The following is a 12,514-nucleotide window of genomic DNA, read 5'->3' on the forward strand; positions in this document are numbered from 1 at the left end:
GAACCTATGATCAACGACATACAGAAACGTACCGCGGAACGGATGCAAAAGAGCATCGAGGCTCTGAAACACGAATTCGCGAAGATTCGAACCGGACGCGCCCACCCGAGCCTGCTGGAGCATATCCGGGTGTCTTATTACGGCAATGAGGTGCCGCTGACCCAGGTCGCCAACGTCGCCGTGGAGGACGCCCGCAGCCTGGCGGTCACCCCCTGGGAGCGGAACATGGTGCAGGCCATAGAAAAGGCGATCATGACCTCGGACCTGGGGCTCAACCCCTCCACTGCCGGTACCGTCATCCGGGTGCCGCTGCCGCCGCTGACCGAGGAGCGCCGCCGCGATCTGATCAAGGTGGTGCGTCAGGAGGCCGAGAACGGACGGGTGGCGATCCGCAACATCCGCCGGGATGCCAACAACGAACTCAAGGCGGCGCTCAAGGAAAAGCTGATTTCCGAGGACGAGGACCGTCGCAGCCAGGAACAGATTCAGAAGACCACGGATCAGTTCATCAAAGAAATCGACAAGCTTCTGGAGCAGAAGGAAGCCGACCTGCTTGCCGTTTGACACGCTGCGATCCATGGTCTTTTCGCCGGACAATGTCAAGCCGGTGGCGTCTGCCCCGGAAGATGGCGCCAGGATGCGACGCATCCCCCGCCACGTCGCCATCGTTATGGACGGCAACGGCCGCTGGGCGCAAGAGCGCTATCTGCCTCGCACCGCCGGCCACCGCGCCGGCGTCGGGGCGGTCCGCAAAGTGGTGGAGCACTGCGCGAAGCGCGGCGTGGAAGCGCTGACGCTGTTCGCGTTCAGCAGCGAGAACTGGCGGCGGCCCGAGCAGGAAGTCTCCGTGCTGATGGAATTGTTCCTGTCGACGCTGGAACGGGAAACGGAAAAACTGCACCAGAACGGCGTGCGCCTGCGTATCATCGGCGACCGCGCGGCCTTTGGCGAGGCGCTGCGTGAGCGGATGGACGCCGCCGAGTCACTGACCCGCAGCAATACCGGCTTGCAACTGGCCATCGCGGCGAATTACGGCGGGCGCTGGGACATCGTCCAGGCGGCCCAGACCCTGGCGGAGAAGGTCCGACGAGGCGAGCTGTCGCCCGAGCAGATCACGGCGGACAGACTGCAGCAACAGCTTGCACTGGCCGACCTCCCCGAGCCCGACCTCTTTATCCGCACCGGCGGCGAACGCCGGATCAGCAACTTCCTGCTCTGGCAGCTGGCCTACACGGAGCTGTATTTCACGCCGGTGCTGTGGCCGGAATTCGACGAGGGGGCGCTGGATCTCGCGTTCGAGGACTATGCCGGCAGGCAGCGCCGGTTCGGCTTTACCGGCGATCAGGTCGCGGGCCGCATGCCCTGACTTCATTCCGCCAAGATTTTTCCACTCATCCAATCCGATTCCGCCATGTTCAAAAATCGCTTGATTACGGCACTTGTCCTGGCGCCCCTGGTCATCGCAGCCGTGCTCCTGCTCAAGCCCACCGCGTTTTCGGCGGTTTGGGGAGGCGTCATCCTGCTTGCCGCTTGGGAATGGGCGGACGTTTCCGGTGTGGAGAGTCGCACGGGACGGATCGCATTCCTGGTCGCCCTCGGCGTGCCCATGGCCTCCGCCAGTTTCTGGGCACCGTATACGGTCGATTGGCTGATGTGGCCGGTGGTGGCGTGGTGGTTCGCCGTTGGCATGCTGCTCCGGGCCAGGCCAGACAAGGCACTCGCCATCCGGTTGCCGGTCGGGCTGAAGTTGGGACTGGGCTGGTTCATTCTGCTCACCTCCTGGATCCTCTTCATCTGGCTGCGCTTCAATTTCGGCGCCGCGCAGGCGCTGTACCTGTTGGTGCTGATTTCTTTCGCGGACATCGCCGCCTATTTCGTGGGGCGCAGATGGGGTTTCACCAAGCTGATGCCGGAAATCAGCCCCGGCAAGACGGTCGAGGGACTGTACGGGGCCCTGGCGGTGTCGGCCATCCTGGCGGTCGCCGTGGGTCTCTGGTTCAAGCTGGAGCCTTTGACCATTGCCGATTTCGTCATCCTATCCCTGGTCACCGTCGTGATTTCGGTGGGCGGCGATCTGTTCGAGAGCCTGCTCAAGCGGCAGCGAGGGGTGAAGGACAGCGGTTCGCTGCTGCCCGGCCACGGCGGCGTGCTCGACCGGATCGACGCCTTGTTGGCCTCGGTCGCGGTATTCTATGCCGGCTCCATGCTGCTTGGCCTGTTCCTGCAGACCGCCGAGCCCGTGACGATCGAAGTACCTACCGACATGGAGGGCGCGCCGGTTCAGGTCGAGCCGATCCAGCCGGAAAGCGGTGAAGCCGCTCCGGAACCGATGGGACAGGAAGAGGCCGAGCCAGAGGCCAGCGATGCCGGGGCCGAAGAATCGGCTCCGGAAGAGTAAACCACGGCGTCGGCAGACATCTGGAGAAGTCCGTGAAAGGCATATGCATACTCGGCTCCACCGGTTCGATCGGCGTCAGCACGCTCGACGTGCTGGCGCGCCATCCCGACCGCTACCGTGTGGTGGCCTTGTCCGCCAACGGCAACGTCGACCGCCTGTTCGAGCAATGCCGCGCTTACCGGCCGCGCTATGCAGCGGTGATCCGGGCCGAGGCCGCTGCGTGTCTGCGGGAGCGGCTGATGGCCGCGGGTCTGGGCGGTATCGAGGTGCTGGCCGGGCCAGAGGCGCTGGAGCAGATCGCCTCCCTGCCGGAGGTGGACAGCGTGATGGCGGCGATCGTCGGTGCCGCGGGGCTGCTGCCCACGCTGGCGGCGGCGCGGGCCGGCAAGGACGTGCTGCTGGCCAACAAGGAAGCGCTGGTGATGTCCGGCCCGCTGTTCATGGCCGAGGTGGCGCGATCGGGTGCCCGGTTGCTGCCGATCGACAGCGAGCACAACGCGGTGTTTCAGTGTATGCCGGCGGCATACCGCGCGGGTAGCCGGGCCGTCGGCGTGCGCCGAATTCTCCTCACCGCCTCCGGGGGACCATTCCTGCACACGCCCTTGGCCGAGCTGGAGACGGTGACGCCGGAGCAGGCGGTGGCGCATCCCAACTGGGTGATGGGTCGGAAGATCTCCGTCGATTCGGCGACCATGATGAACAAGGGGCTGGAGGTGATCGAGGCCTGTCTGCTGTTCAACGCGAAGCCCGACGACGTGCAGGTCGTCGTGCACCGCCAGAGCGTGATCCATTCCATGGTGGATTACGTCGATGGCACCGTGCTGGCCCAGATGGGTACGCCCGACATGCGCATTCCGATCGCCCATGCGCTTGCCTGGCCCGATCGCTTCGAATCCGGCGCGGAATCTCTCGATCTGTTCGCTGTCCGGCAATTGAATTTCGAACGTCCGGACCTCGCCCGTTTCCCTTGTCTGCGTCTGGCCTACGAGGCGGTGGGAGCGGGCGGCACGGCGCCGGCGATCCTGAATGCGGCCAATGAGACCGCGGTTGCGGCGTTCCTGGACCGCCGGCTGGCGTTCACGGGCATACCGCGGGTGATCGAGCACTGCATGGCGAGGGTGGCGCCCAATGCGGCGGATGCGATCGAGTCGGTCTTGCAAGCGGACGCGGAAACCCGCAAGGTAGCGCAGAAGTACATCGATGACTTAAGGGTTTGATGTCTCTCATCCACACGATCTTCTATTTTCTCGTCGCTCTGGCGCTGCTCATCGCGGCGCACGAGTTCGGCCATTATTGGGTGGCGCGCAGGCTCGGGGTGAAGGTGCTGCGCTTCTCCCTCGGTTTCGGCACTCCCCTCCTGCGCTGGCAAAGGAAACCGGACGGCACGGAATTCACCCTGTCCGCCATCCCCATCGGCGGCTATGTCCGCATGGTCGACGAGCGGGAAGGGGCAGTCGCTCCGGCCGATCTGCCTTACGCCTTCAACCGGCAGAGCCTACCGGTTCGGTTCGCCATCGTCGCCGCGGGACCGGTATTCAATTTCCTGCTGGCCATCCTGCTTTACTGGGGCGTATTCATGGCCGGCGAGACCGGCATACGGCCGGTGCTGGGGCCGGTGGAGGCCGGTACTTTCGCCGCCGAAGCGGGGTTCGAGCCGGAGGATGAGATCCTCGCCGTGGACGGCGATCCGACGCCGACCTGGGGTCTCGCCATGGGGAAGATCTTCGAGCGGGTGATGGACGAGGGCGTCGTGCAGGTCGAGGTGAAGACCAGTGCGGGCGGACGGGTGCTCCGCACGCTCAGCATCCCTGCGCATGTCCTCGACGCTCCGGAAGCCCTGGGAGACCGGCTGGGGCTGCAACCCTGGCAGCCCGAACTGGCGCCGGTGATCGAGCGGACCGAGCCCGGCAGTCCGGCGGAGCGGGCCGGCATGAAGCCAGGCGACCTGCTGCTTTCCGCGGACGGTGAGACCTTGCGTAGCTGGCGCCAGTGGGTCGACATCGTGCGCGCGCATCCCGGCCGGATGATCGGACTGGTGGTGGAACGCGATGGCGTGCATGTGTCTCTGGAGATCAGGCCCGATGCCGTGAACGGCCCGACCGGCACGGTCGGGAGGATCGGGGCGGTGGCGCGGATACCGGATTCGTTGCGGGCCGCGATGGAAGTGGAGTATCGGCTGGGCGTCATATCGGCTCTGGGCGCGGCGGTGGAGCGCACCGGCGATTACGCCTGGCTCTCGCTCAAGATGATCGGGCGCATGCTCGTTGGCAAGGCGACCGTGGAAAACCTAAGCGGTCCCATCAGCATCGCCCAGTACGCCGGGCAGTCCGCCAAGGCGGGCCTCGCACAGTTCGTCAAGTTCCTGGCTTTGATCAGCGTCAGCCTCGGCGTACTCAATCTGCTGCCGGTCCCGGTGCTGGACGGCGGTCATTTGATGTTCTATCTGATCGAAGCGGTGAAAGGCGGTCCGCTCTCCGAAAGGACCCAGCTGCTGGCGCAGCAGGTCGGGCTTTTCATCCTGATCGCGTTGATGGCGCTGGCTTTCATGCTCGACATCGAACGCTTGTTCTCCTAAGCTCCCCATTCCTTCCATCCCGAGGTATCCCCTGATGAAACCAGCGTTCCGTTCCGTGCTGTCCCTGGTCGCGCTCCTGGCCGTGCCCGTCGCATCCGTCCTGGCGGATGCCAAAGCCGTGGAGGAGGCGATCGGGCGGGCACTGCCCGGGGTGAAGCCCGATTCCATCAAGCCGTCGCCGCTGGCCGGCATTTCCGAGGTCATCGTCGGTCCGAAGCTGTTCTATGTCTCCGACGACGGCAAATACCTGTTCCAGGGCTCGCTGATCGATCTCAAGAACCGGGAAGACCTGACCGAACCCAAACTCGCCACGGCCCGGCTCGGGGCGCTGGAAAAGCTGGGCGAGAAGAACATGATCGTGTTCAAACCCAAGATCGGCAAGTACGTGGCCTACGTCTTCACCGACATCGATTGCGGTTACTGCCGCAAACTCCATTCGGAGATGGACAGCTATCTCAAGGAAGGCATCGAGATCCGTTACCTGTTCTTTCCGCGTGCCGGCGAGGGTTCGGAATCCTGGGACAAAGCGGTCAACGTGTGGTGCGCCAAGGATCGCAACGCTGCCTTGACCAAGGCCAAGAAGGGCGAGAAGGTGGAAGAAAGGACCTGCGACAATCCCATCAAGGAGCAGATGGCGCTGGGAACCGCCATCGGTGCTCAGGGCACGCCGATGATCGTCACCGGCGGCGGCAACGTGTTGCCGGGCTACGTTCCGGCCGAGCAGCTCGCCCGCATGCTCAAGCATGAAAAGGATGAGGGCGGCAGGCAGGCGAGGACGCCCTGACCCTCCGCTCGGACGGCACCGGGATCCGTCCGTCGCCAGTCCGTTCTCACAGCGACTGTTTCAACTCGAACAGCAGATTCAGTGCCTCGCGCGGGCTCAGCCCATCGACGTCCAAGGACTCGAGCCGCCGCACCACGGGGTGCGGCTCCGGAGGCAGGAACAAATCGAGCTGGGCCACCGGTGCGGCCTGCTGATGCGCCGACCGAGCCTGCCGTTCGAGCTGCTCCAGTTTCCGCCGCGCGTTGTCGATGACCGTCTGCGGCACCCCCGCCAGCGCCGCCACCTGTAGACCATAGCTCTGGCTCGCCGGTCCTTCCCGGACCGCATGCAGGAACACCACCTTGTCGCCGTGCTCCACGGCGTCCAGGTGGACGTTGCCGACGTCCTCGCATTCCTCGGCCAATGCCGTCAGTTCGAAATAATGGGTGGCGAACAGCGTATAGGCGCGGGTTTCCCGCGCGAGGTGCTCGGCAGAGGCCCAGGCCAGCGAAAGTCCGTCGAAGGTGCTGGTGCCACGGCCGATTTCGTCCATCAGCACCAGGCTTTCCGCCGTGGCGTTGTTCAGGATGTTGGCGGTCTCGGTCATCTCCACCATGAAGGTGGAGCGGCCGCCGGCCAGGTCGTCGGAAGCGCCGATACGGGTGTAGATGCGGTCGATCGGGCCGATTTCGGCTTCCGCCGCCGGGACGTGGCTCCCGATGTGAGCCATCAGCACGATGATCGCGGCCTGCCGCATGTAGGTCGATTTGCCGCCCATGTTCGGGCCGGTGATGACCAGCATGCGGCGGTTCGGACCGAATACCAGGTCATTGGGCACGAACGGTGTGCCGCCGACCTGCTCGACCACGGGATGGCGTCCGCCGACGATGCGGATGCCCGGAGCGTCCACCAGTCGCGGCGCCACCCAGTTCAGCCGGTCGGCGCGCTCCGCCAGATTCGCCAGTACGTCCAGTTCGGCCAGCCCCGCCGCGCAGTCCTGCAGCGCGGGCAGCCAGCGCCCCAGTATTTCCAGTAAGGCCTCATAGAGGGCTTTTTCGCAGGACAGCGCTCTTTCGCGGGCGCTCAGCACCTTGTCCTCGAAGGCCTTCAACTCCGGTGTGACGTAGCGCTCGGCGTTTTTCAGCGTCTGACGCCGGATGTAATGCACCGGCGCCCGGTCGGCCTGGCTCCGCGGCAGTTCGATGTAGAAGCCCTGCACGCGGTTGTAACCGACCTTGAGAGCACCCAGCCCGGTGTGCTCACGCTCCTTTTCCTCCAGCTCGGCCAGGAAACGGTCGGCGTTTTCACTCAGGAGACGCAGCTCGTCGAGCTCGGCGTGGTAGCCCTCGGCGATCACACCGCCGTCGCGGATCAGCTGCGGCGGGTCATCGACGATGGCCCGTTGCAACAGCTCGCTCAGCTCGGGCTGGTCGACGAGGCGCCCCGTCAGTTCTCCCAGCAGTGCGCTTTCGGTACCGTGGAGGGTCTCCCGGAGGGCGGGCAGGGCCTTGAGCGTCTGGCGCAACGTGGACAGGTCGCGGGGTCTGGCCGATTTGAGGGCGATCCGGGCGGCGATCCGCTCGACATCGCCTACGCCGCGTAGCAAGTCGTGCAGAGCTTCGAAGCGGCGGTCCGCCAGCAACTCGCCGATCGCTTGCTGGCGGAGTATGAGGGTCGTCCGGTCGCGCAAAGGCTGATGCAGCCAGCGCCGCAGCAGCCTCCCGCCCATCGCCGATCCGGTGCGGTCCAGGAGTCCCAGCAGGGTGAACTCGGCGCGGCCGGAAGGATGCCAGTCCAGCTCCAGGTTGCGGCGGCTGGCGGCGTCCAGGCCGACATATTCCGTTCCGCTCTCGGCGCGGATGCTGCGGATGTGAGGCAGGGCGCTGCGCTGGGTGTCGCGCAGGTATTGCAGCAGGCAGCCAGCGGCGCCTACGGCCAGGCCCAGATACTCACAGCCGAAGCCCGCCAGGTCTTGGGTGCCGAACTGGTTCAGTAACTGGCGGCGGCCGCTCTCAGGATCGAAATGCCAGGGGGGACGCCGGGTCAGACCCCGCCGTCCGGACAGTTCCTCCGTCAACGGTTCGTCCTCGCTGACCAGGATCTCGGCCGGATTCAGCCGCTCCAGCTCGTTCAGGAGCTGCGCCACGGACCCCGGCTGTTGCAGAGTGAAACGCCCGCCGGACAGATCCAGCACCGCCAGCCCGAACACGGCGCCATCGCGGGCAACCGCCGCCAGCAGGTTGTCGCGGCGCTCCTCCAGCAGCGCCTCGTCGGTCACCGTGCCGGGCGTCACGATCCGCACCACCTTGCGCTCCACCGGCCCTTTCGAGGTGGCCGGATCGCCGACCTGCTCGCAGATCGCCACCGATTCGCCCAGCCGGATGAGGCGTGCCAGATAGCCGTCGACCGCATGGTAAGGAATGCCCGCCATGGCGACGCGTTCGCCGCCCGATTCGCCCCGGCTGGTGAGGGTCAGGTCCAGCAGCCTTGCCGCCCGCCGGGCGTCTTCGAAGAACAATTCATAGAAATCGCCCATCCGGTAAAACAGCAGCCGGTCCGGATGCTCCGCTTTGATGCGCAGATACTGCTGCATCATCGGCGTGTGTCTGGACAGGTCGGATGGATCGGGCATCGGATGGAACTTCCGGCGTGGCAAAGCGTCAGGGAGCGGAGGACAAACCACGAATTCTAACCGAATCGCCCAGGCCGCGGCGGTTCCGGGGCGCGATCGCGTTATACTGCGGTCAGCCCGGCCACCATCAGGAACCGAAGAACGCGTGTCATGACTCAGGCAGGTATCCATCACCGATCGGCGCGCGAATACTATTTCGACGAACGCTGCCATATCACCGAATGGTGGAATTCCGCCGCCGATGCCGATGTTTCCGTCGCCCGCGCCCGCGTCGAACCCGGCGTCACCACCCGGCTGCACCGGCTCCGCGACACCACGGAGCGCTACCTGATCCTGGAGGGGCAAGGCCGGGTCGAAATCGGAGGGGTGGCGCCTTCGGCCGTCGGGCCGGGGGACGTGGTGCTCATACCGCCAGGGGTATCCCAGCGCATCGCCAACACGGGCGCCGGCGACCTGGTATTTCTCGCCATCTGCACGCCGAGATTCACGCCGGCGGCCTACGAAGACCTCGATGCCGAGGTCCGGTAGCGCCATGAGCCGCGGCGGGACGCAGCCGGCCCCGTCCGGGTTGTGTCGGCCGGCTTCTGTGCCTATAATGCGCCTCCCAGCGGACGAAGCCGGTGTAGCTCAGTCGGTAGAGCAGCACATTCGTAATGTGCGGGTCGTAGGTTCAAATCCTATCACCGGCTCCATAAAATCAAGCGGTTACATCACTCATCAAGCCTTCCGTCAGATTCGTTCCAACCTATTTCCAACCTGCGGGAGCAAATTTCCGCAAACGAACGGTTGGAAAGCATCCGCCAGCAGTCTCTCCTTCACCACCTTCGTGAGTTCGTAGAGGGTTCGCCAGGAAGTTGGGTAAATGCTGCACATGTGCAGCATTTGAAAGTCTTGGGTCACGGGCTATCGCCATGAGCCGCTGGGCGGTGTTTTCTGTGAACGGCAGCCCCTCGCACATCTGGAGCCATTGGCCGTGGTGATCGGTTTTTGCCAAATTCGGAAAAAACCACGTAGTCGTGGTGCTCATGCGCGTGTTGGCGGTCGTCGCCCTGTCCATCCGCCAATGGAGGTTGGACGCTGGGCATGTGCGTGCTGGTCGCCGATCCAAATTTGGATGCGCCCCGTTGGCGGGGTGAAGGGTCTGATCCGAAATCGCGCCCAGTGATCGGCCTGGTTCTCCACCAGCGGTGGGAAACTGACCGCTGGCGCCTGCTGGTGAAGGGTCGCGTTTGAAATGCGACCCTTTCAGCCCGCTCCCCAATTTCGGGGAAAAGGGTCAGGTTCCCACGTGCATCTGGGTGCTGGTTTTCGGGAGTTTCCCCGAAAAGTGAGTGACCGCCTGCGTTCCCGCGGTTCTGCTCATTTCTGAGCGAAAGTACGCAAGACCTATTCCGGGCAGATAAGCCCAATCGCCTCGATGCTGGACGGATTCCGATTTGCTCGCAGTACTCGCCCTGCGAGTGGCGTATATCTACCTTATCATGAATCGCCGCCAAGCAAGCCGGGTCCGGGAACAAGGAGACCTACCGCCAGGCTAAGCGTGTCGTGGACAAAGGCGTGCCGGAGCTGGCGGAGGCGATGGATGCGGGCGGGCGTGAAAAAGCCCGCTCGGGGCGGGCTTGGTGTGATGCGGAAAGGATGATCTACGCCAGCAGCCCAACAATGCGATTCCACGCGCCAAGCCTGAATCCGTAATCACTCCGGCCGATCTCCTCGGCGACGTCATTGTATGCCAGCCGCTTGAGCGAGTTGGACACTATAACCATGTCCTTCGTGCGTGCATCAAGAAGCGCCTGCTCCAGCTCTTCCGGTGATTTGCGCAGCCTTTCCGCCAGGATGGCATCGTATATTTTCGACGTCTCATGCGCCGCAGCAGCTTTTGCCGCCGGTGACAGAATGTACTCGATAGCCTGAAGTATGGCGAAGCAGATACCAAACGCCAACGTCATCTCCTTGTTGGTTCCTATGATCGCCGCAAACGCCGCAGTTCCTGAAAGAAGCCCCGCCATGCGAGTCATAGTATCGACGGTGCGCCAGTAACACGCGCTCCGCTCCAGTACACGAACGGCATAGCGCAATTCGAAGGTGATCTCATACATTGTCTTGGACATGGTCATTCCCCAATCTGTTTGGGCGTCGGAGGAGGTGGCGGCGGTGGTGGCTTGGGTGGAATCTGTCCCCTTGGAACTTGCTCCCTTGGAAATCTCCCATGGCTGCGCACGCTAATCCTCGAATCGTTTGACACGGTATGCAACGCAATGCTATCAGATTGCGCCGAGCGGTAGGTAGTTCCGGCCGTCCTACAAAAACCCTGAGCGCTTCCGCATGATCCTGGATACCGTGGACTTGTTCACGCCGTGCTCCTTGGCGACTTCGGTCATGGTCTTGCCGCTTTCGACGGCCTTGGAAATCTGGGCGTCCCTGCGGCCGCGGGATTTGGTGGCGATGTACTGCGGAGATCCGCCGAACTGGTCGCGGATATGGTCTATCGCAGCGTAGACGGTCTGGTGGCGCTCTACCGGTAGATGGGATGTAAGCTCGGCTTCGAGCTGATCCAGGATGTCAGGCATAAGGAAGCGGGAATTGGCCTCATTTCCTCGGCATGATAGCTGAAACCCAGTAGCGACGCGGGTTTCGTGGATAGTAGGTAGGAAATCTATAGGGGCCTGCGACTAGCCAAACCTCGCGAGTTTGCCTACCCGTATGGCGTAGGGCGCGGAAGAGGACCCATCAGCCTAGGAAGTTCGAGCGCTTCCGTTGAACGCCTTGCCCTGGTAGGCCCAGTGCCCGGATAGCGTATGTAGGAGACATGCCGGATTCGATTAATCGTGCCAGGCGGTCGGCTTCTTCCCTTGTGATGGGGCGCTGGACCTTGATGGTCTTGCCAGCATGGGCGATGCGCCAGTTGGCGAACGTCTGTTTCACCTGGTCGTTGTCTCCGACCGCGGCCAGTATGGATTGCTCAAGGGATGAAATCGGGTCGTTGCTCATGGTGGTGAGGTCCTGGTGGATGGGGGAAAGAAGCCTTGCCGGAGGATACGACGAACTCCGGCTCAGCCCGCATGGCCTTTGACTGGGTGACACCATGCGCCGCGCTGATCCTCGCGGTCCCCTAACTTGAGCGCCTTGAGGCATAGACGGCTGACGGATCAGGCAGCGCTCGACGGGCTGGCGGTGTCGGCTTCGGCGCTCCAGGGGGATTTGCTGGAAGCGCCGAACCTGCGCCCCGCGTGGCGTTTCGTTTGGCGTAAATAGCTGCCGCGTCGAAAAGCTGGCGAGTCAACTGGACAGGGAAGGTCTTGTCCTGGCTCCGTTGAACCTGAGCGCCGGCATCGGCGGGAATCGATACAAGCGAAATCTCCAGCGGCGTGAATCGGACGACCTTTACCGTGTCGGGCTGGCCGTTCTTGCCGGGTATCAGGGTGGCTTCGTCGATGGAGTAGCCGATGGACACGTTCCTGAGGATGCCGTCTTGCACGTCCTGCAAGATGGATTGGACGAAGGGCCGCTCGGAAAGCCGGATGGTGGCTACGCCCTTTCCGGCGGATATGCTGGCTCGCTCCACCACGCCGATGACGCTGCCCACACCCGCGGCCTGGTGGCCGTCGAGGACGGGCGCTGCGCCCGAGTTCAGCCGGGACAGGTCAGCTCCGGATAGGTCCAGGACTTCGTTGAAGATCCGGTTTTCCAAGGGGTCGAAGCGCTTGACGGCGGCGCCGGTCGACCACACTACGTTGAAGGTGCGTTTGGCGGAATCGGTGGTATCCGGAGTGATGGTGGCGCTGCGGAATTGCATGGGCAATTGCGTCTTCATTCTGCGCCCTCCAGGTCAACGGCAAGAACGATACTCGGGTCGATGTCCGGTCGGCGGAAGATTTCGACGCCTTGGGATTCGGCCTGCACGACCAGCGCTTCCTCGGCGGTTTCCGCCTCGAAAAGCCGTCGCTCAAGATCGGCCTTGAGCTGCGGTCGCTCGGCCATCGGAACGGTGCCGGTCGCGTGTGGGCGGGCAAGTGCCGTCAGCTTTTTGGTGAGGCCGGAGGGGTCGATCCAGGCATGCAGGATGCCCGGCTGGTCGGAGACGTAGCAGACCGCTCGCAGCGGATCATCCTGGTTTCCGGGTGGCGTTGAGGCTGCGACCAGTGC

The 12,514-nt window shown here is 63.8% G+C and carries 13 protein-coding genes and 1 tRNA gene; 8 read left to right on the plus strand and 6 right to left on the minus strand.

Going from position 1 to position 12,514, the window contains the following annotated elements; genetic code table 11:
• Window positions 1-6 precede the first annotated feature (6 nt).
• The 6 genes from frr to ACSHWJ_RS11170 are packed head-to-tail and all read left to right on the plus strand — an operon-like array spanning window position 7 to window position 5,757.
• A complete protein-coding gene (frr, locus tag ACSHWJ_RS11145; RefSeq protein ID WP_010959918.1) occupies window positions 7-564 on the plus strand; it encodes a ribosome recycling factor in 558 nt (185 codons plus the stop codon).
• A 13-nt stretch (window positions 565-577) separates the two neighbouring features.
• Window positions 578-1,366, plus strand: coding sequence for an isoprenyl transferase (locus tag ACSHWJ_RS11150; protein ID WP_017364513.1), 789 nt, complete (start codon window positions 578-580; stop codon window positions 1,364-1,366).
• Window positions 1,367-1,411: 45 nt separating this feature from the next.
• Entirely contained in the window at window positions 1,412-2,398 is a 987-nt protein-coding gene (locus ACSHWJ_RS11155; protein WP_010959920.1) for a phosphatidate cytidylyltransferase, read from the plus strand.
• 32 nt (window positions 2,399-2,430) lie between these two features.
• A complete protein-coding gene (ispC, locus tag ACSHWJ_RS11160; protein WP_017364512.1) occupies window positions 2,431-3,615 on the plus strand; it encodes a 1-deoxy-D-xylulose-5-phosphate reductoisomerase in 1,185 nt (394 codons plus the stop codon).
• Window positions 3,615-4,973: an RIP metalloprotease RseP gene (gene rseP, locus ACSHWJ_RS11165; RefSeq protein WP_432539803.1), complete on the plus strand. Its 1,359-nt coding sequence runs from the start codon at window positions 3,615-3,617 to the stop codon at window positions 4,971-4,973. The genes ispC and rseP overlap by 1 nt, the downstream gene beginning before the upstream one ends.
• Before the next feature lie 34 nt (window positions 4,974-5,007).
• On the plus strand, window positions 5,008-5,757 hold the full coding sequence (locus tag ACSHWJ_RS11170; protein ID WP_432539804.1) for a DsbC family protein: 750 nt from the start codon (window positions 5,008-5,010) through the stop codon (window positions 5,755-5,757).
• A gap of 46 nt (window positions 5,758-5,803) precedes the next feature.
• Here the strand turns inward: ACSHWJ_RS11170 and mutS are convergent, their stop codons facing one another.
• The gene (mutS, locus tag ACSHWJ_RS11175; protein ID WP_432539805.1) at window positions 5,804-8,368 is read right to left on the minus strand and encodes a DNA mismatch repair protein MutS; all 2,565 of its coding nucleotides are present in this window, start codon (window positions 8,366-8,368) and stop codon (window positions 5,804-5,806) included.
• A 150-nt stretch (window positions 8,369-8,518) separates the two neighbouring features.
• Between mutS and ACSHWJ_RS11180 the strand changes: the two genes are divergently transcribed.
• Window positions 8,519-8,896 carry a cupin domain-containing protein gene (locus ACSHWJ_RS11180; protein ID WP_010959925.1) on the plus strand — a complete coding sequence of 126 codons (378 nt, stop codon included), beginning with the start codon at window positions 8,519-8,521 and terminating at the stop codon, window positions 8,894-8,896.
• A gap of 88 nt (window positions 8,897-8,984) precedes the next feature.
• Window positions 8,985-9,060, plus strand: a tRNA-Thr gene (locus ACSHWJ_RS11185).
• A gap of 951 nt (window positions 9,061-10,011) precedes the next feature.
• Here the strand turns inward: ACSHWJ_RS11185 and ACSHWJ_RS11190 are convergent.
• The 5 genes from ACSHWJ_RS11190 to ACSHWJ_RS11210 all read right to left on the minus strand — a co-directional run.
• Window positions 10,012-10,479 carry a hypothetical protein gene (locus ACSHWJ_RS11190; RefSeq protein ID WP_432539806.1) on the minus strand — a complete coding sequence of 156 codons (468 nt, stop codon included), beginning with the start codon at window positions 10,477-10,479 and terminating at the stop codon, window positions 10,012-10,014.
• A 189-nt stretch (window positions 10,480-10,668) separates the two neighbouring features.
• A complete protein-coding gene (locus ACSHWJ_RS11195; RefSeq protein ID WP_432539807.1) occupies window positions 10,669-10,938 on the minus strand; it encodes a hypothetical protein in 270 nt (89 codons plus the stop codon).
• A 160-nt stretch (window positions 10,939-11,098) separates the two neighbouring features.
• Entirely contained in the window at window positions 11,099-11,359 is a 261-nt protein-coding gene (locus ACSHWJ_RS11200) for a hypothetical protein (RefSeq protein WP_432539808.1), read from the minus strand.
• A gap of 121 nt (window positions 11,360-11,480) precedes the next feature.
• The gene (locus tag ACSHWJ_RS11205) at window positions 11,481-12,182 is read right to left on the minus strand and encodes an HK97 family phage prohead protease (RefSeq protein ID WP_432539809.1); all 702 of its coding nucleotides are present in this window, start codon (window positions 12,180-12,182) and stop codon (window positions 11,481-11,483) included.
• Window positions 12,179-12,514 (minus strand): hypothetical protein (locus tag ACSHWJ_RS11210; RefSeq protein ID WP_432539810.1); only part of this gene is annotated, 336 nt, incomplete at its 5' end. The genes ACSHWJ_RS11210 and ACSHWJ_RS11205, both read right to left, overlap by 4 nt.

Source organism: Methylococcus sp. S1M (genome assembly GCF_051295855.1).
GTDB classification, from domain to species: domain Bacteria; phylum Pseudomonadota; class Gammaproteobacteria; order Methylococcales; family Methylococcaceae; genus Methylococcus; species Methylococcus capsulatus.